The 20,816-nt window shown below is 39.1% G+C and carries 19 protein-coding genes and 2 tRNA genes; 2 read left to right on the forward strand and 19 right to left on the reverse strand.

What is annotated here, in order from left to right; translation table 11 throughout:
* Positions 1–49: 49 nt before the first annotated feature.
* From Q4D72_RS01670 to Q4D72_RS01680, 3 genes are all read right to left on the reverse strand, one after another.
* Positions 50–571 (reverse strand): acyl-CoA thioesterase, encoded by a 522-nt coding sequence (locus Q4D72_RS01670; protein WP_303075684.1) that lies wholly within the window; start codon positions 569–571, stop codon positions 50–52.
* Positions 571–1,767 carry an SPOR domain-containing protein gene (locus Q4D72_RS01675; RefSeq protein ID WP_303075685.1) on the reverse strand — a complete coding sequence of 399 codons (1,197 nt, stop codon included), beginning with the start codon at positions 1,765–1,767 and terminating at the stop codon, positions 571–573. Before Q4D72_RS01675 ends, Q4D72_RS01670 begins: the two co-directional genes overlap by 1 nt.
* A 159-nt stretch (positions 1,768–1,926) precedes the next feature.
* Positions 1,927–1,998 (reverse strand) — tRNA-Arg (locus tag Q4D72_RS01680).
* Positions 1,999–2,146: 148 nt separating this feature from the next.
* On the opposite strand from Q4D72_RS01680, the gene Q4D72_RS01685 reads away from it, so the two are divergent.
* Positions 2,147–4,870: a hypothetical protein gene (locus Q4D72_RS01685; protein ID WP_303075701.1), complete on the forward strand. Its 2,724-nt coding sequence runs from the start codon at positions 2,147–2,149 to the stop codon at positions 4,868–4,870.
* 441 nt (positions 4,871–5,311) lie between these two features.
* Here the strand turns inward: Q4D72_RS01685 and Q4D72_RS01690 are convergent, their stop codons facing one another.
* The 12 genes from Q4D72_RS01690 to Q4D72_RS01745 all read right to left on the reverse strand — a co-directional run bounded on the left by Q4D72_RS01690 (position 5,312) and on the right by Q4D72_RS01745 (position 18,196).
* Positions 5,312–6,799, reverse strand: coding sequence for a hypothetical protein (locus Q4D72_RS01690; RefSeq protein ID WP_303075686.1), 1,488 nt, complete (start codon positions 6,797–6,799; stop codon positions 5,312–5,314).
* Positions 6,800–7,713: 914 nt separating this feature from the next.
* On the reverse strand, positions 7,714–9,996 hold the full coding sequence (locus Q4D72_RS01695) for a TonB-dependent receptor (protein WP_303075687.1): 2,283 nt from the start codon (positions 9,994–9,996) through the stop codon (positions 7,714–7,716).
* Positions 9,997–10,314: 318 nt separating this feature from the next.
* The gene (locus Q4D72_RS01700; protein ID WP_303075688.1) at positions 10,315–10,641 is read right to left on the reverse strand and encodes a hypothetical protein; all 327 of its coding nucleotides are present in this window, start codon (positions 10,639–10,641) and stop codon (positions 10,315–10,317) included.
* 68 nt (positions 10,642–10,709) lie between these two features.
* On the reverse strand, positions 10,710–11,489 hold the full coding sequence (locus tag Q4D72_RS01705) for a tetratricopeptide repeat protein (protein ID WP_303075689.1): 780 nt from the start codon (positions 11,487–11,489) through the stop codon (positions 10,710–10,712).
* A gap of 121 nt (positions 11,490–11,610) precedes the next feature.
* Positions 11,611–11,955: a 50S ribosomal protein L20 gene (rplT, locus tag Q4D72_RS01710; RefSeq protein ID WP_095895171.1), complete on the reverse strand. Its 345-nt coding sequence runs from the start codon at positions 11,953–11,955 to the stop codon at positions 11,611–11,613.
* 132 nt (positions 11,956–12,087) lie between these two features.
* The gene (gene rpmI, locus Q4D72_RS01715) at positions 12,088–12,285 is read right to left on the reverse strand and encodes a 50S ribosomal protein L35 (protein WP_303075690.1); all 198 of its coding nucleotides are present in this window, start codon (positions 12,283–12,285) and stop codon (positions 12,088–12,090) included.
* An 87-nt stretch (positions 12,286–12,372) separates the two neighbouring features.
* Positions 12,373–12,921, reverse strand: coding sequence for a translation initiation factor IF-3 (gene infC / locus Q4D72_RS01720; RefSeq protein ID WP_303075702.1), 549 nt, complete (start codon positions 12,919–12,921; stop codon positions 12,373–12,375).
* A gap of 280 nt (positions 12,922–13,201) precedes the next feature.
* A complete protein-coding gene (gene thrS, locus Q4D72_RS01725; protein ID WP_303075691.1) occupies positions 13,202–15,142 on the reverse strand; it encodes a threonine--tRNA ligase in 1,941 nt (646 codons plus the stop codon).
* A 120-nt stretch (positions 15,143–15,262) separates the two neighbouring features.
* A complete protein-coding gene (locus tag Q4D72_RS01730) occupies positions 15,263–16,000 on the reverse strand; it encodes a DUF6048 family protein (protein ID WP_303075692.1) in 738 nt (245 codons plus the stop codon).
* The gene (locus Q4D72_RS01735) at positions 15,966–16,481 is read right to left on the reverse strand and encodes a DUF6452 family protein (protein WP_303075693.1); all 516 of its coding nucleotides are present in this window, start codon (positions 16,479–16,481) and stop codon (positions 15,966–15,968) included. The genes Q4D72_RS01730 and Q4D72_RS01735 overlap by 35 nt, the downstream gene beginning before the upstream one ends.
* Positions 16,482–16,620: 139 nt before the next feature.
* Positions 16,621–17,226 carry a 50S ribosomal protein L25/general stress protein Ctc gene (locus Q4D72_RS01740; protein ID WP_303075694.1) on the reverse strand — a complete coding sequence of 202 codons (606 nt, stop codon included), beginning with the start codon at positions 17,224–17,226 and terminating at the stop codon, positions 16,621–16,623.
* Between the two features lie 28 nt (positions 17,227–17,254).
* Positions 17,255–18,196: a ribose-phosphate pyrophosphokinase gene (locus tag Q4D72_RS01745; RefSeq protein WP_303075695.1), complete on the reverse strand. Its 942-nt coding sequence runs from the start codon at positions 18,194–18,196 to the stop codon at positions 17,255–17,257.
* A gap of 147 nt (positions 18,197–18,343) precedes the next feature.
* On the opposite strand from Q4D72_RS01745, the gene Q4D72_RS01750 reads away from it, so the two are divergent.
* Positions 18,344–18,423: transfer RNA gene (locus Q4D72_RS01750), tRNA-Leu, on the forward strand.
* 382 nt (positions 18,424–18,805) lie between these two features.
* Here Q4D72_RS01750 and Q4D72_RS01755 read toward each other — a convergent pair.
* From Q4D72_RS01755 to Q4D72_RS01770, 4 genes are all read right to left on the reverse strand, one after another.
* Positions 18,806–19,105, reverse strand: a complete 300-nt coding sequence (locus tag Q4D72_RS01755) for a hypothetical protein (RefSeq protein ID WP_303075696.1) — start codon at positions 19,103–19,105, stop codon at positions 18,806–18,808.
* A gap of 363 nt (positions 19,106–19,468) precedes the next feature.
* Complete coding sequence (locus tag Q4D72_RS01760) at positions 19,469–19,657, reverse strand: sigma factor-like helix-turn-helix DNA-binding protein (protein ID WP_303075697.1); 189 nt, start codon at positions 19,655–19,657, stop codon at positions 19,469–19,471.
* 148 nt (positions 19,658–19,805) lie between these two features.
* Positions 19,806–20,162 carry a hypothetical protein gene (locus Q4D72_RS01765; protein WP_303075698.1) on the reverse strand — a complete coding sequence of 119 codons (357 nt, stop codon included), beginning with the start codon at positions 20,160–20,162 and terminating at the stop codon, positions 19,806–19,808.
* A gap of 2 nt (positions 20,163–20,164) precedes the next feature.
* Positions 20,165–20,719, reverse strand: a complete 555-nt coding sequence (locus Q4D72_RS01770) for an antA/AntB antirepressor family protein (protein ID WP_303075699.1) — start codon at positions 20,717–20,719, stop codon at positions 20,165–20,167.
* Positions 20,720–20,816 lie beyond the last annotated feature (97 nt).

A 20,816-nucleotide genomic window follows, 5' to 3' on the forward strand; every position in this document is an offset into this window, starting at 1 on the left:
TCTGATTTGATAAAACAATACGGACGGATTTTTTGTAAGTTTCTTAAAATCAGTCGTTTTCTAATTCCGTAAACAATGCTTTGAGTTCCGTAGCATCGTGTGGCTTCATTTTTCCGGCAAGTACCAAGCTCAATTGTCTTCTGCGTAAAGCACCGGCGTAACGGCTTTTTTCTAAATCCGTTTCGGGCTTAATTTCAGGTACTTTTGTGGGCTTTCCTTCTTCATCAATAGCCACGAATGTGAATATGGCTTCGTTGGCTTTGGTGCGTTCACCGGCAGGATTTTCCACCCAAACATCAATGTAAACCTCCATTGAAGTTGAAAAAACTCTTGATATGGAAGCTTCAACCGTTACTATACTGCCCAATTCAATACTGTGGTTGAATGCCACGTGATTGACTGAGGCTGTTACGGTTAGATGCCCTGAATGGCGGCGTGCGGCTATGCTGGCTGCCCTGTCCATTCGTGCCAAAAGCTCCCCTCCAAACATATTGTGCAGATGGTTGGTTTCGCCGGTCAGTACCAAATCAGTCAGTATGGTGCGGGAATGTGATGGTGTTTTTTGCTGCATTATTCGTTTGTCAAAATCCAACCGCCATCCAATTTTTTCTCGTCTTTGGTTTCTTTAACCTCTTTTTTAAGAGCCTCTGCCTGAGCTAAATCATCAAATCCGGCATAGCTCACTTGATACAAACCTCTGCTATTGGTGCCAATCACAGCAGCATCTTTAAAGCCTAATTTTTTGAGTTGCTCAACGCGTGTGTGTGCATTTTTTTCGTCTTTAAACGCCCCTGCTATCACTTGGTATTTTTTACTTTTAGAAGTTGAAACGGCTTTGCTTGGTACGGTTTCTTTTTTTACTTCTTTTTGAACCACAGTCTGTTTGGGGGTTGAAACTTCTTTTTTCGTTTCTTCTTTTTTAACTTCTTTTACAGGAGTTTCAACTGTTTTTTCAGCTGTATTGGCCTGTTTTTCAGCCTTTGTTTTTGAAAGTTCTTTTACTTTTTGAGCGTCTAATGAAATGGTCGGGAAATCCATAGGTGGTACCAAAGTGGCACGACTTAATTTTTGCTCAACCTGCTCCTGAATTTGGCTGTCGGTAATTACAATTTCATTGGCTTTGTCCGGAGTACTAACCGATTCACCAAAAAACTTAAACGCACCAAAAGTAAGAAGTACAAGCCCTACTACGGCAATGGTTGTGTACGCCACAATGGGGCGCTTTTTGTTTCGTTTAGGCTCTTCCACTTTGGGTCGGGCAACGAAAGGTTTTTCGGTTTTGGTTTCTTGTTCGGTTTGTAAATCCAAAGTCGGTATTATTTTGGCTTCCGGTTTAGGTTCAGGAACTTCCGCAATTTCGTGAGGGACAAAAGCCGACATTCCAAACGAATCCGTCAAGTAATTCACATCTTCAAAAACTTCAAACGAAAGTCGCCCTTCCGGTGTTTGTCGAAGTACACCTATATTGTTGAGATTGAGGGTCTCACCTTGTTGTAGAATTTTCTTCCAGCCATCAACGGTAAGGTTTACATAATCTTCAACCACGTTGTATTCCACACCCGAATTTTCAGAAATATGCTTGATAAGCAAACCATCATTTGAGTGTAAACTTGCATTAAAAGTAAGTTCACGTTTGGGCGGGGCAAATGTTTTATCTTCAAATAAACGCGCTGATTTTCTGTTGGAAATAAAAGCTCCAAATTTTGGGATAATCACGCATTGGTGCTTGTAAAGCAACTCTTCTACATATTCATTAAGGTCTTTCATAGTACAATTTTTTTGCAGGTTATTAAATAATTATGACAGCTAAACGAAGTCAAAAGTATGTATTTTTTTTTGTTTTGCAAATTTTATTTTTGTTGAATTTATTTAATGTGCTTAAAATTAATAAAATAGCTAAAATTTTTTAAGAAAAATTTAATTTTGTGACCCCGCCAAGAATCGAACTTGGATCAAAAGTTTAGGAAACTTCTATTCTATCCGTTGAACTACGGGGTCTCATTTTGTTGTACGTCAACGACAAAAATACTACTTTTTCTGAAATATTTAAGATTTCTTTCAAAATTTTGATGAAATTATTTTTCTACCTTTGCAAATTCAAACAGAAGTAATTCCTTCAAATATTTGTATGAATTTTTATAATATGATGAAATACAGTTTTTTATTGTTTATTTTTATTTTGCCGATAACCGTTTTGGCGCAAGAAACTTTGCCTTTGTCGGCGCGTCAAAAAGCGGAATTGTTGCAAAAATCGTGGGTGAATGACGTTCCTTTTGAAAAGATTGAAATTTCAGAAGGAAGCAATCAGGTTAATGCCTTTGTTGTCAATCCATTAAATGCTAATCAGTTTTTTGTGGCTCCTCAATCAGGCGGATTGTGGTTTAGCCAAAACGGAGGGGAAACCTTTGAAGCCATTTTTGAAAATCAACCCATACAACAGATTGATGCCCTGACGATTGACTGGAAATCGAAAACAATCGGGGTGGGAACGCCTTACGGACTTTTTCTGTCGTTTGACCGAGGTAAGTCGTGGATTTTTAGCGGTTTATCATCAGTGCAAAACATAACTTCAATCGTGATAAATCCTAAAAATACAAATGAAATAGTTGTCGGAGTTTCCGGAAATCGGTACGGTGCTGATGAAAAACGAGGCATTTTCAAAACCACTGATGGCGGAAAAACCTGGCAACACAAATTATTTGTAGGCACGCGTGCGGGCATTGAGCAAATAGTTGCCACGGATGATTTTACGCTTTACGCAACGGCTTGGCAAACTGAAGATTCTTACTGGGAATCAATTCCTTATGGAGCTTTAAGTGCCGTGTATAAAAGTAATGACGGCGGTGAAAACTGGCAGAAAATAACCACGCAAAACAATGGATTTTTAAGCGGTAATTTTATCGGAAAAATCGGGTTGGCGGTTTATGACAAAAACACGATTTATGCAGTTGTTGATAATCAGTCTGTTAAAACAAAAAACGGCGGAACGAAAAGTGTTGAGAAAACTACATCGGTTTATTTGTCGGACGGAGATTTTGAAACGATGAGTAAAAATGATTTTTTACAATTGGATAACAATAAGTTAGATGCTTTTTTGTATGCCATTGGGCAACACGAAAAGTACACGGCGCAGAATCTTAAAAATATGATTTTGGCTGAAATTACCTCGCCGGCGAAATTAATAAGTTTTTTAGGTGTTAGAACACAGGAAGTTACGGGAACACAAGTATATCTGACCAATGACGGCGGAAACTCGTGGAAAAAAACACACACGCAATCGCTTGATGATGTTTTTTACCGAAATGGTAAAAAATTTGCAACTATAACGGTAAGCCCGACCAATAAAAATCATCTTTTTATTGGAGGTTATCCGCTTTTGGAGTCGCTTGATGGCGGGAAAACGTGGAAAAACAAAAGTACGGTGTCGTTACGAAATGGGTTTTTTAGTCTTCATTATCAGAGTAATACGCTTTTTGCAATTACCAAAAACGGATTGACAATTTCGTACGATAACGGAACGCATTGGTCTGAAAAAAACGTACCTGAATCAAAATTATTTGATAAAATTACATTTGATAAAAACCAAAATACCTTGTATTTGGCAGGAAAACAAGGTGTTTTGATGCAAAAAGAAACACAATGGAACAAAATTTCATCACTCACCCAGTACGTTGCCGGAAATAAATCGTATGTGGGCGACCAAAACGGAAGTTTTTACCAGTACGATGCTCAAAAACAAACCTTGTTGCCTTTGGGTTCGATGTATTTCTCTGAAAATAAAGCGCCTTTGCGTTTTTCTGAGCAAGCTCCTTTGATAGTTTCGCCTCAAAACAACGATATTTTGTACGCGGGAAGTAATAAATTACACATTTCGATGGATAAAGGTAAAAACTGGCGCACCATTTCCGATGACTTGACCAATGGCGATAAAAAAGGCAACAAAGCCTACGGAACTATTTCAGCCATTGCCGAATCGCCTTTCCTTTTCGGGTTGATTTACGTGGGAAGTGATGACGGAATGATTCACCTTTCGGAAAACGGAGGCGTTTCGTGGCAAAAGATTTACAATGCCTTCCCCAATCCGCTTAAAGTGAAAAGCTTGATAGCCTCAAAGCATAATCGGCAGCGCGTAATTGCCGCCTTGAACAGCCTTGACCCGGGTAATCACGAACCTTTTTTGTTTTTGAGCAATGATTTAGGAAAAACGTGGAACCAAATCCGTGCCGACCTGCCCGAACACAAAATCAACGTGATTAAAGAAGATACCAAGAACGACCAAGTGCTGTATGTAGGCACTGAAAACGGATTTTATGTTTCCTTTAATTTGGGCGAAAGCTGGCAACCTTTCGGTAAGTTGCCCAATGCTCCAGTTTTGGATATCCATATTGATGATAATAATGAAATGCTCGTTTCGGTGGAGGGGCACGGTATTTACAGAACGTCGGTTGAGATGTTGCAACAACTGCGCGTGGCGGTTACTTCGCAAGACTTTTATCCGTTACAGCAAAGCCTTCGGATAGCTCACTCAAACCATTGGGGAAATACCTGGAACCAATGGGTAACTACACAATCGCCTGAAATTCATTTCTGCGGATTTGCCGCCAAAGAGGGCGTTAATGTAAACGTTAAGATAATGAAAGGGAAAGTTACCTTGCAATCATTCAACCATAAAACAAAACAAGGATTTAATTACATTCCGTATGATTTGACCATCTCAAACGTGGGTAAACTGATGTATGAGAAAAGTATGCAAAAACTCTTCTTGGTAAGTGCCACTGACGGAAAAGTATATCTTCCCAAAGGAAAATATAAAGTAGTTTTTAATATAGGCGATGGCTTTGAAGAAGAAAGAGATTTAGAAATTTATTAAAATAAGCTGAATTAAGGTTTAAATTAGTATTAAAACTGATTGGTTGAACTGTTTTAGGTTTGTTTTTACCTAAATAATAAATAAAAACATCTTCCTTTGTTGAAAAGGAAGGTGTTTTTTTATAAAAAATAGCTGTTTTTAGTGATAGATTATCTTTCCTTTTGCTTGGTTGAAGTGCCCGAATTAAAAAGGAAGATAAAAAATTGTTTTTTGTATGTTCCCGATTAATAAAGGCATCTTCCCGATTAAAAAAGGAATGTTGCTAATTTATAAAGGTAGTTGCCTTTTTGTTTAATTATTCTTCCCTAATAAAAAAGTGTAGTGAACATAAAATGAATTAAACTATATCAGTTTTTCAGTAATGTTTCTTATTTTATTGGAAAGCTATATAAATAAACCCTCCGTTTGAATTACAAACGGAGGGTTTTTATTTACTTAAAATTACATCCAAACTTGGCTTGATTCAGGGTCGATGTCTGCTTCGAGTAGCGTGTCTAACTCTTGTTGCGCCTCGTCTTTGGTGATTTTAAACTCATCTACCATATCTTCAACCGTTTTCTCTTCATCAGACAGGCGGTCGGTGTAAATGCGGACAGGGATTTTCGCTTCAAACTCAGCCGTAGCCAAATTTCTTGATGGCAAAGCATTAAAAGCTAAATACTTTCCGTTTTGTTTTTTATCCCCCGAAATAAAGTGAGCCAGCGTAACTTTTAGGTCAAATGCCAAATAGTTTACATCAACTCTAAAATACCCTTTTAGACCTACGGGATTGTTCAGTAAACGTACGCCACCGCTTCCGTCATAATAAACATCTTCCGGGTCCGTATCGCGATACCAATGTTTAACTATCCCATTAACATCATCAGGTAACTTGCCTGTTTTGATAGTTTTCACATTCTGAAATTGAAAAAAATGTTGATGTGAGTCAGCTTCATCAATGTATTCGCTATTTATACGTTTGTTATTTTCATCATAATAAATGATTTCCAAACCATAATATGAACCTTGTCTCCATCGGATAACCGATGCTCCTGATGATTTCCATTTTCCGTTAGTTAGTTCATAGGTTATTTTTTGTTGATTTACAAGATGTTTAACTCCTTCATACTTCGGGTCACCGTGAAATGAGAGTCCGTGTGTATGCCCTTCGGTAAAGATAAATTCCACCTTGTGAAAGTCAGCTTCGTGATGGTGTTCTTCTTCTATTTCTATCGGAATTACAACTGTGGCGTCTGATGAAAAGAAATTACTTAAAGGTAATCGATTATACTTTTGAGCTTCTCCGTTTCTGAGTTTGTTAAATCCACGTTCCGCGCCCAAAAAGTGAGCAAGCGTTACTTGCAGTTCAACAGCTCCGGCGCCTTTTTTAACTGAAAAAATACCTTTTAAACCTATCGGGTCAATGGCATCAGGATTGTTTTTATCCCAGTTACGTTTGCGAAGCGTTACGCCATCTTGCCCAAGCGTTCTTTCTTCCGGATTGGTATCGCGGTACACATAGTCCAGCACCTGGTCCATCTCGTCGGCTTTCTTTCCTTTCAGGGTAAAGAAGTGTTGATGAATGGGTGCCATTTCGGGCGTTACGAATTCCTTATTCATACGATTGCCGGCTTTGTTGTAATATGTGATTTCGAGGTGATAATGCTTGCCCACCTCAAAATGAATATCATCTCCGCTTGGTTCCACGCCTGCCACGCCTTTTACGGCATAGGTTCGCTTTTGGGTGTTGTCGGTAAAGGTGAAATCATTCCCGTTTTTGGTTACTTCTGTAAAGAGGAAGTCTATTTTATCAGGATTATCGTGTCCTTTATCAATCGTTTCATCTGTTGGAGATGGAGGCGTTGGGTTTACAAGTGAATTATCTTTCCCACAACCTATAAAAGCACTTACCATAAGTGCCAAAAGACTATTTTTTACTATATTTCTCATTTTTCTTATTGTCTTTAATTAATTATTAAATCATTTTTTGAGGTTTTCTGTTGAAAAACCATTTGTTTTGCTTAAAAAATAATGTAAATCATCTGAAAAATGTACTGAACGATGTGGATTTTGTTTCAATCCAGATGGATTTTGTTTCAATCCAGATGGATTTGATTTCATACCTGATAAAAAATGTGTTTTTTATGTTAAACGGATTTTTGTTTGGGCAGATGCAATTCGCCTCTACATAGCTCGATGGTTATTCCATATTGAATATTTGGTAATTCGGGCGAATTGCAATTCGCTCCTACATCGTGTGTTTCCGTTTCACATTATTTATCGTTCATTCCACATTGTTCATTGATAAATTCACATTGAACTGATTTCTGTTTGGGCGAATGCAATTCGCCCCTACATTGCCCGATGGTTATTCCATATTGAATATTTGGTAATTCGGGCGAAATATATTTCGCCCCTACATCGTGCGTTTCCGTTCCACATTATTTATCGTTCATTCGACATTGTTCATTGATAAATTCACGTTAAACGGATTTTTGTTTGGGCGAATGCAATTCGCCCCTACATAGCCCGATGGTTATTCCATATTGGATATTTGGTAATTCGGGCGAATTGCAATTCGCCCCTACATCGTGCGTTTCCGTTTCACATTATTTATCGTTCATTCCACATTGTTCATTGATAAATTCGCGTTGAACGGATTTTTGTTTGGGCGAATGCAATTCGCCCCTACATTGCCCGATGGTTATTCCATATTGAATATTTGGTAATTCGGGCGAATTGCAATTCGCCCCTACATCGTGCGTTTCCGTTTCACATTATTTATCGTTCATTCCACATTGTTCATTGATAATTGTTCATTGTTCATTGATAATTATTCATTGTTCATTGAAAAATCTTTCTGATTAAAAAGAATAAACAAGCCGAAGCTGAATGTTTCTACCTAAATCGTGTGCGTAGTAACGAAATCGGTTGGTATATTCTTTATATAATTCATTAAAAAGATTTTCCGCCGAAAGATGTACGCCTATTTGTTGCTTCCCGACAGGAAGTTTCCCGCCCAAACCAAGTTCAAAAAGGTTGTAGGCATCCGGCGTATCACTAACCAGTTCTTGCTCGGGATTAAAACGAGTTTGCTTGGCTACAAAACGATGTTTCGCCGAAAAGTAAACCGCTTGCCAGCGTCCTAATTTAGGCAGTTCAAACGAAATTTCATTTGAAATACGCTCCGAAGGAATATACGGAAAGTATTTTTCACTACGCAATTCGTTGGCGTAAACCACCGAAGCCTGCAATCCGTACGACCAATTCGGCAGGAAACGATACGTTAGCTGCAAATCAGCTCCCCTGAAAAAAGCATCGGCTTGCTGATACCTGAAAATAGGATACACCCCCGAAAAGAGTGTTTTCGTTTCGCCTGTGGGAGCATCAAAGATGTAATTCTGAATCAGCTGAACGAAAAAATCAGCTGCAACCGAGAGTTTTTCACCTTGATAACCCACTGAGCTAATCCACTTCACGCCCGTTTCAGATTGCAGATTTTCATCGCCAACATCATACGTTCCCGCTCCGTGATGCAAACCGTTGCTGTAAAGTTCACTCACGTGTGGGGCACGCCACGCCACACCGATGTTAGATGTAAGCGACCAATTGTCAGATACCTTATAGTTTCCGCCAAGTGAATAGGTGATGTTGTGAAATGTGCGATTGCCTCCGTAACGTTGCGAAAAGGCATCGTAACCATCGGCATTGAGTATTTTATAATCATACCGAAGTCCGCCCTCTGCTTCCCACTTTCCGCTACTATATTTTTGAATGGCGAAAGCTCCCCAACCAAACGAGGCATAATTCGGGATTATCGGTACAACACCCGTACCGGGCTGATTGTAATTCACTTGCCGTGAAGCACCTGCCCCAAGCTGCGAATGCCATCGCCCGTAGACATTTTCCCAAGAAATATCTGCCGAATGGGTTGAAAGATGCATATTCAAAGCCGGAATGCGGGTTCTGTCAAGTCGGCGAACGTTAAATTCTTTACGGATATTATCCTGAAAAGCATACTGAAACGTCAATTTACCTGCCTCCCGAAGCCGAACACTTGCTTTGGCTTTCAACAAATGATGAACAACTTCCTGTTTGGGTGCATTAATCTGATAGGAAAACGGATATGTCGTTAGCGGACGACCGATTTCAAAGCGGGCAAGCAAATCATCTAAATTTCCGATATGCGAGCCGTAGAAAACAGCCGTTTCATTATAGTAGCGACTATAAAAAAGCTCCGCGTTCCATCGTTCTTTTTCAATACCGGTTGCCACCGAAACGTTTTGTTCTTGCTGCCCCGTATTGTTTAGATGATAATCCGCCGTTTGAACATCACCAGAGCGTTTTGCACTTGCCTGCACCCGCCACGCCCATTGCGGAAGGCTCGGTACGGCTGTTTCGAGCTTTAGGGAAGTTGCCGTTTTTCGTCCGTTAGATGCAAACGAGGGCGAAACTTCTCCGTGCAAAGCATCTCCATACGGAAGTTTTTCGGGGGAAAGCAGGACAACGCCTCCGAGAGCATCCGAACCGTATCGTACAGCATCAGCACCTTTTACCACAGCAATGCGATTGGCTACGGAAGGGTCAATTTCGGGTGCGTGGTCTGCCCCCCATTGTTGTCCTTCTTGCCGAATGTCATTGTTAAGTATCAAAATGCGATTGCTATGTAGCCCGTGGATAATGGGTTTTGCAATGGTTGCTCCGCTTTGTAACATTGACACCCCGCGAAGTGAAGCCAACACGTGTGCTAATGACTCGCCTGATTTTCGTTGTAAATCTTCCTTGCCGACAAGCTGCACCACCGTATTTCGATGTGCAATTTCCTTTCGGGAAGCTACCACAATTTCCGAGAGTTCATTTACGCTTTCGTGCATTGTTACCACAAAAGGCGAAACACTTGTGGGGACTTTCACTTGATGTTGTGCATCGTCATATCCTAAATAACTTACCCTGAGCGGATATGTTCCGGCTTTTAGGTTGGTTATCGCAACGTTTCCGTTTGTATCCGAGAGGTAATGTTTTCCTAAAAAATGGATTACGGCACCTGTGAGCGGTTGTCCGCTTTTATCTTCTATTTTCAAACGAAGTGATTCTTGTCCATAGGAAAGTACTCCGCAGAAAATCAGCAGATACATTATATTTTTCATAGATGAAAATAAATTATTTGTAGTAATGAAATTTTTATTTCCAACAGGATTTTATTTTGTATGACATCAAAAATAGTTTTTTCCAGATGGATTTTTCTTTCGGATAGATGGATTTTATTTTCTATCAGATGAAAAAATCAATTTTCAATATTAAAAATGCTATTTTTGAGTAATTTCTATCTGTTTTTCATCTAAAAACAGATAATATATATATGAACCATACAATTTTTATGGTTACCCACAGAAAACTCCGGCTGGTTTTTCAAAATTTCATTCTATTTTAAACTATAAAACAGCTTGTTAATTTTGTCAAACAGCTTATACTGTTGCAAAAATATGTGAAGAAGATTGCTTGTAAGGTGGTGCACGCGAAGGGGTATAAAGCACTACCCTGTTTGCAGGTTGATATTCGTTTTGGAAATGTATTTTAACTTCGCCTACAACTATTTCATAAACGAAGTAAGGTTGCGTAAAGAATGTGTGAAGTTGATGAAAGATACAGTCAAAATGATGTTCGCACAAGCCAGAAAAATGAGCTTCGTGCTCACATTGCTTGCCCGTTGCGTGTGTACATAATTCTTCCGCCGAATGATGGTGATGATGTTCGTGAAACAATTCACCTATCGGAAAAGCTACTTTGAGCATACTTACAAGTAGGCAGAAAGCAAAAAAACGTGTATGTATCTTCTTGAAACGCAACTATTTTAGATGTTCTAATGACTTAAAATGGCATCAATGTATTTTTCAGGAATTTGAAAATGGCAGAGTTCCCATTGCAGTCGCACGGGACTTTTTTCGTTGCGTTTTTGGGTAAATAGTTGATGATATTTGGTGGCTTCCTGCTTGCTACCGATGTTTTTATTTAGTTCGCTCAGGAAAAAATAAATCCAAATGCTGTTGGAAAAATCCTCCATTGGATTGCTATGTGGCGTATCGTATTTTTCAGCCGACTGAAAGTTTTGGAGTGCTTCCTTTTCCCTTCCTAAATGTAACAAACACAATGCTTTATATAGATACAGGTTCATCGCTTCTGAATCGGCTTCCCAGTTTTGTTCTAAAAAAGGTTTTAGTCCGTTGTCATAATGCGTAATGGCTGTGGCGTATTCTTTTTTCTTGAAGAAAATATTCCCGATGTGGTTGTGAGCCATCGGAACGGGATTCCAAGGGATTGATTCCAAGTTTTGTAGCACAATTTCCGCTAAGGAAAGGGCTTTGTCAAACTTCCCGACTTCGGCAAGCACCTTGATATAATAGGCGAGCGTAATACTTTGAGAATGAGTGGAACCTTCGCCAAAACTTGCCAAATCAAAAAAAAGCGGTTCGGTCTCTTCCATTCGGGAAAGGATGCGGTTTACTGCCTCAACATCTGATAAATCAATCAATTGTGCTTCGGCTGTAACTTCAATAACTTCGTCACTAAAAGGAACTATGATTTCGTTTCTATCACCGATGTAGGAATCGAATTCCTCTTGATATTTTCTTTTTTTTGCCATTTTCGATTAAGAATTTTCCGGGGAGCAAAGGTACAGAAATATATTCGTTTTGCCAAAATAAAAAATCCCGACAGCAATTTGTCAGGATTTTTTCAGCGAAATAATATCTTTTGTTAAACGTTTATTTTACTTTTTCAACAATAGCTTTGAAAGCTTCCGGGTGATTCATTGCTAAATCAGCCAAAACTTTTCTGTTAAGTTCAATGTTGTTAGCTTTCAATTTCCCCATAAATTGAGAGTACGACAATCCGTGAAGTCTTGCCCCTGCGTTGATACGCACAATCCACAAGGCACGGAAAGTTCTCTTTTTATTACGGCGGTCTCTGTAAGCATACTGCATTGCTTTTTCAACAGCATTCTTGGCTACCGTCCAAACGTTTTTTCTGCGGCCAAAGAAACCTTTGGCTTGCTTCATTATTTTTTTTCTACGAGCTCTACGAGCTACTGCATTTACTGATCTTGGCATAAATTTTTAAATTTTTGTAGTAGGTGGTCGTTGTTTTTTGACACTTTTTGAACCCACTCCACGGTTATTAAATTCCCTTTGGGGCTAAAAACCAAGGTTTTGAAATACCCCTTCGCATCAACGGGCGTATGATTATTTTAATCCTAACTGACGTTTGATGCTTGTCTCATCATTGGCGTGAACCAATGTGGCGTGTGTTAATTTTAGCTTACGTTTAGTCGATTTTTTTGTCAAAATGTGACTTTTGTAAGCGTGCTTTCTTTTAATTTTACCAGAACCAGTCACTTGAAAGCGTTTTTTGGCTCCGGATTTGGTTTTAATTTTTGGCATTTTTGCTTTGATTTTTAAGATATTATTTCGTTGTATCTTTGATTTTTACACAGAAAAACGTGCAAAAAACGGGTGCAAATATACGAATTATTTCTTTTTAGACAAGGGGGCGAGGAACATTGTCATTCTTTTTCCTTCCAATTTAGGCATTTGCTCCACTTTGCCGAACTCCTCCAAATCGGTGGCAAGACGCAACAAAAGAATTTCCCCTTGGTCTTTATAAATGATGGAACGCCCCTTGAAAAACACGTAGGCTTTCACTTTTGAACCTTCTTTCAAAAATTTTTCGCCGTGTTTTTTCTTAAACTCGTAATCGTGTTCGTCGGTCTGCGGACCAAAGCGTATTTCTTTGATAATCACTTTGGTAGCTTTTGCTTTGAGTTCCTTCTCACGTTTTTTCTGTTCGTAAAGGAATTTTTTGTAATCAATTACTTTACAGACAGGCGGAGCGGCATTTGGTGAAATTTCAACCAAATCCAATTCCATTTCTTCTGCAATTTCTAATGCTTTGCGAGTGGGGTAAACGCCTGTTTCCACATTGTCCCCAACCAAACGTACCTCTGGCACCCGAATGTCTCGGTTAATTCTATGAGGCTGTTTGTCGTCTCTGCCCGGAGTGTTAACTTTCTTACTAATGGCTATTTTTATTTTTGATTATTAACGCTTTAAGGATTGAAAAAATTCAATCGTCTCATTTCGCTTTGTTCTTTTCCTTAGATGAAAAGAACCAAAAATCAAGGCTTTGGATACTCCGCTAAAAATCAATCTATTCCACTGAAAATCTCCAAACTTGCTCCCTGCGGTCGCTTCGAACAATGGATATTTTCTACGCTCCATCTGATTGATTTTTTTAACGCTTCGTCTCCAATGCCGATAGAGACAGCGAAATGTGTATTATAAATTATTCGTTCACAATTTAACTTTTAAACTTTTTGATGCTCTTATCAATTTCTGACTGAACGATTTTCACAAATTCATCAACGGAAATGGAGCCCAAACTCTCGCCGCCGTGTTTTCGTACGGAAACTGTAGCTTCCTTCTCTTCATTTTCACCAACGATGAGCATAAACGGAATTTTTTGAGTTTCTGCCTCGCGGATTTTCTTTCCGATGGTTTCGTTACGATTATCAATCAGGGTGCGAATTTCGAAATTTTCTAATAATTTCAAAACTTTTTGAGCATAATTTTCATATTTTTCACTCAACGAAAGAATGATAGCCTGATTTGGCATCAACCAAAGCGGGAAATTTCCGGCGGTGTGTTCCAACAAAATCGCCACGAAACGCTCCATACTTCCGAATGGGGCACGGTGAATCATTACTGGTCTATGCAGTTCATTATCAGAACCTTTGTACCACAAATCAAAACGCTCGGGTAGGTTGTAATCCACTTGAATCGTGCCGAGTTGCCAGCTTCTGCCCAAGGCATCTTTCACCATAAAATCCAATTTTGGCCCGTAGAAAGCTGCTTCGCCTGTTTCGATGACGTAATCCAAGCCTTTTTCTTTGGCGGCGTTGATGATTGCCTGCTCGGCTTTTTCCCAATTTTCGTTACTTCCGATGTATTTTGACGGATTTTCAGGGTCACGAAGCGACACCTGAGCCGTAAAGTTCTCAAAACCAAGCGACCCGAAAACGTACAACACAAGGTCGATTACGTTTTTAAATTCTTCGTCCAATTGCTCGGGTGTACAGAAAATATGAGCATCGTCTTGCGTAAAGCAACGAACGCGCGTAAGTCCGTGAAGTTCACCACTTTGCTCATAACGATACACCGTTCCGAACTCGGCAAAACGCTTCGGTAAATCGCGATAACTCCAAGGTTTTGAATTGTAAATCTCGCAGTGATGCGGGCAATTCATTGGTTTTAAGAGATATTCCTCGCCTTCGTTGGGCGTTGCGATGGGCTGGAAACTGTCTTTTCCGTATTTTTCCCAATGCCCCGAAGTTACGTATAAATCTTTATGACCGATGTGAGGTGATACAACTTGCTCATAACCGGCTTGTTTTTGGGCTTTTCGTAGGAATTGCTCCAAACGCTCGCGAAGAGCCGCTCCTTTCGGAAGCCAAAGCGGAAGTCCTTGCCCTACTTTATTAGAGAAGGTAAAAAGTTCCAATTCCTTGCCTAACTTTCTGTGGTCACGCTTTTTAGCTTCTTCCAGAAGAGCCAAATATTCGGTTAAATCTTTCTGTTTCGGGAAAGAAATTCCGTAAACACGTGTGAGCTGTTTGTTTTTCTCATCGCCACGCCAATACGCCCCCGCAATGCTGAGGATTTTCACGGCTTTCACAAAGCCCGTGTTGGGCAAATGTCCGCCGCGACAAAGGTCGGTAAAAGTGGAATGGTCACAGAATGTAATCGTTCCATCTTCCAGATTTTCAATAAGTTCTGTTTTGTACGGATTTTCTTTGTAAAGTTCCAGCGCCTCCTTTTTACTAACGGAACGCATTGAAAACGCATGCTTTTCTTTGGCAATTTCGAGCATTTTTTTCTCAATTTGCGGAATATCCTTTTCGGAAAAGCTAACATTCCCGAAATCAACGTCATAGTAAAATCCGTTGGCGATGGCAGGCCCTATCGTTAGTTTGATGTTCGGATAGGTTTCTTCCAAGGCTTGTGCCAAAATATGTGCCGACGAGTGCCAGAAGGCTTTCTTGCCCTGCTCGTCGTTCCAAGTGTATAAAACTAAACTTCCGTCGGTGGTTAAAGGCGTGGTCGTTTCGATGGTTTTTCCGTCGTAACTTGCTGATAACACGTTTCTTGCCAAGCCCTCGCTGATGCTGAGAGCCACTTGATAAGGCGTTGTGCCTTGGCTAAACTCTTTAACTGAGCCGTCAGGTAGTGTAATTTTAATCATATATACTTTTTTTGAAATGGCAAATGTATTAATTTTTAGTGAAAATCGTGCTAAAAAGTGAAAGAATTTTATGTGGTAGATTGAAAATTATTGTTTTATGTTCGTTTATGAGAATTAAAATTATTGTTTTTTCTTTTCTTTCGGATATTCTTTTTTCTTTTCTTTTTTGTAAAGAGGGATTAGGTAAGTAACTGTGTAATTGTAACTTGCGCCGAACCGACTGCCTTCCCGAATGCGATTAAATCCGGGAATCCAATAATTTGGAAAATCAGAATATGGGTTCGCAACCAAAAATCCGAGACGAATGCTAGCTCCAGCAAACAAGTTTTTGAGTAGTTCCACCTTCATTCCTAAAATTACTTCGAGCCAGTGGGCTGAACGTCCGCCATATGTTCGGAGCCAGTTGGGGTTGGTTCCGCTGATGTTTTCTGTCCAATATTGATTGTCTTTGTGAATGGAGTAGGAGGTGAGTTCTTGCGAAAAAAGCGAAAAACCATACCGCCCGCCAACATAAATCATATTTTCCATCCCGTACCAATTTCCGTAGGTATTGTAATCAATTCCGAAGCGGATGAATTGCCCTTGTGTTTTATAGGAATAGAAATCTTCAACCGTAATTTTTTGTTCCATTCCAAGTTCTGCGGCTGCGTAGAATTTGTAATTAATGCGGTAATCGCCCACCAATTCAATGCCGTAATAATCTTTATCTAAAAAGGAACGCAAAGGTTTGCTAAGGTCAATACCAACTCGCACCCCATAACGTTGTTTGTAAGTGGGTTGGGGGGCATCTTCTTGTGCAGTAATGTTTTGCAAGAAAAAAAGACTAATGAAAAAGGTGTATTTGAGCGTTTGATTCATTTCGTACGTTGGTATTTTTGATGTTAATTGATTTAATCCACGAATTTCCGATGTTTTCAACGGTGGCGCTTACCGTATTGTATACGACTTTGATGCCGCAGGCTCGGCTAACAAACTCTTCTTCAATATTATAAGTGAAGGTAACTGTAGCTACATTTCCGGAGGTGATGGTGCCGGAATTAGCATCATAAACGGAATTGCTTACCATTATATAGGTTGTGCTTGGTTTTTCAATCTTTAACGGAAGCGCAATGGAATCAGTTGAGGCATTGGTTAGGATAAGGTCATTCCCTTCGCCATAAACAATCAAATTATCAACAACTTTGGTGTTTGAGACGCTTTTTTCATTGTGAAACCGAACGATTAAGCGTGGCGTGTTCACTTTGTGTTCGCACAATTCATCGGATTCACACGAACTTAAAGTTGCCAAACCGGTGAGCAAAAGTGCTATGGTTGTTATGTGTTTTTTGAATGAAATCATTGGTTTTATTTTCAAGGCGGTAAAGGTACGGAATTATTGATGAATTCGAAAAAAAATGTTTCTTGTTTAAAGGTTTTTAAGCAGAAAAAAGACCGCCTCCAAAGGTGGAAACGGTCAGATTTATTAAAATGAAAAAACGTTATTTTTTCTTTTTGGCGCCTTTTTCTGCTTTTGCAGCTTCTTGTGCGGCTTTCATTGCAGCACGTGAGATTCTTACTTGGCAAACCACCGTATTGTCAGGGTGCATTACCTTGTAATCGTCTTGAACCAATTTGGTAACATAAAATTTGTTACCCATTTCCATTCCTGAAATGTCAACTGGTACAAAATCAGGTAATTTCGCAGGAAGTGCTTTTACTTTTAGCTTGCGATTTACGATACGCAAGATACCACCGGCCATAACGCCCGGAGAGGTACCGGTGATTTGGATAGGCACTTCAATGGTGATTTCTTTGTCGTCGTGCAATTGGTAAAAATCGATGTGAAGGATTTTGTCAGTAACCGGGTCAAACTGAATGTCTTGCATAACTGCGGTGTACGTTTTTCCTCCTTCCAGCTCAATTGTAGCAGTGTACACATTCGGGGTGTAAACGATGCTTTTGAAAGCTAATTCGGGTGCTGAAAAATGCAGAACCGTATCCCCTCCGTATAACACGCAAGGTACCTGTCCAGCATTACGTAAGGCTTTGCTTGATGCTTTGCCCACGCTTTCTCTTTGAGATCCTTTGATTGCAATTGATTTCATTAAAAAAATATTTAGTTATAAAATTAAATTACATTATAAATTTTGAACTGATGGATGTGTTTTCGTGTACACGGTGCATCACTTCGGCAAATAAATCGGCGCAACTAAGCACCTTTATCTTTTTAGATTCTTGTTTTAGAGGGATAGAATCCGTTACGATAAGTTCCTCTAATTGTGAGTTTTCAATACGTTCATAAGCTCCACCACTTAAAATGGCGTGTGTGGTTACGGCTCTCACGCTTAATGCGCCTCGCTCTTTCATTAGTTCGGCTGCTTTTACCAGTGTGCCGGCTGTGTCCACCATATCATCTACTAACACCACGTTTCGTCCTTCAACTTCACCGATAAGTTCCATTGTTTCAATTACGTTGGCTTGCTTTCGCTGTTTGTAACAAATAACCACTTCACTATTTAGGTATTTTGAATAAGCGTAAGCCCTTTTGGAACCGCCCATATCGGGTGATGCGATGCACAAGTTTTTTAAATTTAAATTTTGCAAATAAGGCAAAAAGATGGTTGATGCGTACAGATGATCAACGGGGCGTTCAAAAAAACCTTGTATTTGGTCGGCGTGTAAATCCATCGTAATGATGCGGGTAGCGCCAGCTGATTCAAGTAAGTTGGCAACTAATTTTGCGGCAATGGGTACTCTGGGTTTGTCTTTTCGGTCTTGCCTTGCCCAGCCAAAGTATGGCATAACCGCCGTGATATGACGTGCCGACGCCCGTTTGGCAGCATCAAGCATTAACAACATTTCCATTAGGTTTTCACATCCCGGATTGGTTGAGCCAATGATGAAAACCCTTGCCCCGCGTACTGATTCTTCAAACGAGGGTTGAAATTCCCCGTCGCTGAAATGTAAGGTTTTAACTTCCCCCAAGTGTGTTCTGTATTTTTGAGCAATTTTTTTTGCCAAATCCATACTTTGCGAACAAGCAAAAATTTTTGATTCAGGTACTACGTAAGCCATAATATATATAGTGGTAAGGTTGAATGATTTTTTGTTTTGCGGGTGCAAAGGTATAAATTTTAAAAAGAATTTTTTAATTTTTTTTCAATTTTTTTTTGCAAATAAAAAAACTTGTGTATCTTTGCACCCGAAATGATAACACTAATAGCCTGAGTGGCGGAATTGGTAGACGCGCACGACTCAAACTCGTGTTCTTCGGAGTGTGGGTTCGATTCCCACCTCAGGTACAAACAAAAAGCCTTAATTTGTTGATAAACAACATTTTAAGGCTTAATTTTTTCTCCTATTCCCCTAAAATTACCCTAAAATTGAGAAAAACCATTTTTTAGCCACATTATAGAGCAAAAAAACTTAACTTAAAAAGGCAAGGTTTTTATTTGAGTTGTTAAGCGTTATTTAATAACTGGTTTTATTTTTTCATTGGTTGAGGTGTTTAATTTCGGTTGTGGCTATTGTAATGGGTGTTTGGCATATACTGGGCTTTCGGTAGAATTACGCATAAATACGCTATAAGGCTCTTAAAACCCTTGCTTTTGTTGAAGTGTTGTAATTTTTGCCCCTATGCAATAAAACACAAAAAAGCCCCATTGTTGAGGTTTTTTTTAGAGGTTATTTAAGTTTATAAAGCGTGTCTAATTCTTTTATATCGTCATATAGATTAAACACTATTTGTTCGGCTAATCCTAATACTTCGCCTACGCTTATTAACTCTGTTTCGGCATTAGGGTATTCGCCTTTGTAATAAACTGCTGACCTGCATACGTTTATAATGTTACCTACCATACCAATAGCATTACTATAAGGGGTTTCACTACTTACGTCAATAGCAATGCTATTGCTATTATTCTCTTTGTTAATGGCGGTTAAACGGTTTACCAGTTGTTCAAGTGTTACATTTTTTGTACTCATTTTTTGATTGTTTAAGGAATATATAAACCCGTACGGTTTAGGTGTCCTACGCCAATCATTGCGTTGCGGGGCTTTCGCACACCGCCACCATACCACACGGGTAAAATCTTTTTTTTCTATTTGTGTATGATTGCTTAGGAGTTGCAAAGATAAGTAATAATTTATACTTTTGTGCTATGTTTTTGGGAATTATTGCAATATTATTTTTTATTATACTTATTCGCAATTGGAAATATCTAATTGCCACACCTGTAATACTGCTCATTTTTCCTTTGCTTCCTTTCATTAGTGCCTATAATATCAAAGATGAAAAACCTATTTTGGCAAAGGTTTTAGTAATTCTTTGGGGACTTGTTTATTTTGTTATAGCAATCCTTTGTCTTTTAGCTTATTAGCTCGTTTTTCTTTCCAGTTTTCGGCACTCATATAGTTTTGTACTGTTCTATAACTGCAATTTAATAATTTTGCTATTTCTTTGCTGTTCAGTCCTTTGCAGTAATATTCAAAGGCTTTTCGGCTATTAATACTCTTGGTTTGGTAATTCTTTTGCATAAAAAAGGTATTTAACTTGTAGATAATTGTAGTTTTTCCGACATTTTGGCAACGTACATAAAAACAAAGGCTTTAACGTACTTTTCGGGGGTAAAATGTACCTATACCCCCCTATATGAAAAATTGGCGTTAAAGTCTTTGTTTTGGGTTAATTTGAGTGTTTTTGCTCCTTTTGTCGTTCGGTTCTGATGGCTGAATGTACCTGTGGCAAAGGAATGTTAAAAAATTCGGCAATTACTTTTGAGGGTATTTGTGCCTTGTGCATTTGGTAAATGCGGGTTTGTTTTAAACTTCCCTTGCCAAAATGTTTATGTTTCCAACTTAAAGGCTTACGCCACTCTATGTTGTATTTTCGGGCAAAGTCTTTTACTTTTATTTTGCCACTTGCAAACTCCGATATAAAAATTTGCTCTAAATTGTGAAGCTCTATTTTTGTCAATCGTTGGTATTTCTTTCTTGGGGCTTTATCTTCGTTCATTTCGTGCCATTTGTTTAATGTGTTCATAATTAAAAGTTTAATTTTAGTTGTACGTATTGAAATGGGTTTAACACTTCCTTTGCTCGCCTTAGTTGTTCTCTGTATTGGCGGGCTTGGCGGTTCGATTCTTTGCGTATTTCGGCAATTCTAAATAAACCTCTGTACGCTTGTAGTTCGTTCATTAGTTCGGCATTTATTAGCTCCGTTTTGGCGTGGGCTACTTTTTCGCACTCTAAGAAATATAATCTTACTTTTTCGCCTTGTTCTGTTTTGGTCATCATTGCCAAACGTTTAGCAAAATCCAGTGTTAAAACATAGTCTTTTGCCTTTGAACGGTTGCGGTATTTGTTTGGGGTGTACTCTAATGGCATTACTTTATCTATGCTATTTACTTCCTTAACTCGTTGCATTTGACGAGTTAAGAGGGTGTAATCCTCGCCCTCTATTGCCCAACGATTGTTTAGAATGTTTTGCTGAACCCAACGGGCAAAATTACTTTCGTCTAATCCTAACGCTCTGTAAAGTTGTGAGCATTGCACGGCTTGTTTGCCGTTTTCTGTTTTTGTAATTTGTAAATTTATCATTGTTTATTAATATTTAAATGGTTAATTTTCTTTATAAGTTTCTTTGCCCGCCAACTTGTTAAAATTATTTCGCTCCCGTTTTTTCGGGTTGGGGGTA

Source organism: Capnocytophaga sp. (genome assembly GCF_030532915.1).
GTDB lineage: Bacteria > Bacteroidota > Bacteroidia > Flavobacteriales > Flavobacteriaceae > Capnocytophaga.

Bases quoted from the DNA above. Each gene is read 5' to 3' on its own strand.
- Q4D72_RS01700 (WP_303075688.1), bottom strand. From the start codon at position 10,641: ATGCTCAAAGTAGCTTTTCCGATAGGTGAATTGTTTCACGAACATCAT.
- Q4D72_RS01705 (WP_303075689.1), bottom strand. From the start codon at position 11,489: ATGGCAAAAAAAAGAAAATATCAAGAGGAATTCGATTCCTACATCGGT.
- thrS (WP_303075691.1), bottom strand. From the start codon at position 15,142: ATGATTAAAATTACACTACCTGACGGCTCAGTTAAAGAGTTTAGCCAA.
- Q4D72_RS01740 (WP_303075694.1), bottom strand. From the start codon at position 17,226: ATGAAATCAATTGCAATCAAAGGATCTCAAAGAGAAAGCGTGGGCAAA.
- Q4D72_RS01765 (WP_303075698.1), bottom strand. From the start codon at position 20,162: ATGAACACATTAAACAAATGGCACGAAATGAACGAAGATAAAGCCCCA.
- rpmI (WP_303075690.1), bottom strand. From the start codon at position 12,285: ATGCCAAAAATTAAAACCAAATCCGGAGCCAAAAAACGCTTTCAAGTG.
- Q4D72_RS01760 (WP_303075697.1), bottom strand. From the start codon at position 19,657: ATGCAAAAGAATTACCAAACCAAGAGTATTAATAGCCGAAAAGCCTTT.
- Q4D72_RS01675 (WP_303075685.1), bottom strand. From the start codon at position 1,767: ATGAAAGACCTTAATGAATATGTAGAAGAGTTGCTTTACAAGCACCAA.
- Q4D72_RS01695 (WP_303075687.1), bottom strand. From the start codon at position 9,996: ATGAAAAATATAATGTATCTGCTGATTTTCTGCGGAGTACTTTCCTAT.
- Q4D72_RS01755 (WP_303075696.1), bottom strand. From the start codon at position 19,105: ATGAGTACAAAAAATGTAACACTTGAACAACTGGTAAACCGTTTAACC.
- Q4D72_RS01730 (WP_303075692.1), bottom strand. From the start codon at position 16,000: ATGAATCAAACGCTCAAATACACCTTTTTCATTAGTCTTTTTTTCTTG.
- Q4D72_RS01735 (WP_303075693.1), bottom strand. From the start codon at position 16,481: ATGATTTCATTCAAAAAACACATAACAACCATAGCACTTTTGCTCACC.
- rplT (WP_095895171.1), bottom strand. From the start codon at position 11,955: ATGCCAAGATCAGTAAATGCAGTAGCTCGTAGAGCTCGTAGAAAAAAA.
- Q4D72_RS01745 (WP_303075695.1), bottom strand. From the start codon at position 18,196: ATGGCTTACGTAGTACCTGAATCAAAAATTTTTGCTTGTTCGCAAAGT.
- Q4D72_RS01770 (WP_303075699.1), bottom strand. From the start codon at position 20,719: ATGATAAATTTACAAATTACAAAAACAGAAAACGGCAAACAAGCCGTG.
- Q4D72_RS01670 (WP_303075684.1), bottom strand. From the start codon at position 571: ATGCAGCAAAAAACACCATCACATTCCCGCACCATACTGACTGATTTG.
- Q4D72_RS01685 (WP_303075701.1), top strand. From the start codon at position 2,147: ATGAAATACAGTTTTTTATTGTTTATTTTTATTTTGCCGATAACCGTT.
- Q4D72_RS01690 (WP_303075686.1), bottom strand. From the start codon at position 6,799: ATGAGAAATATAGTAAAAAATAGTCTTTTGGCACTTATGGTAAGTGCT.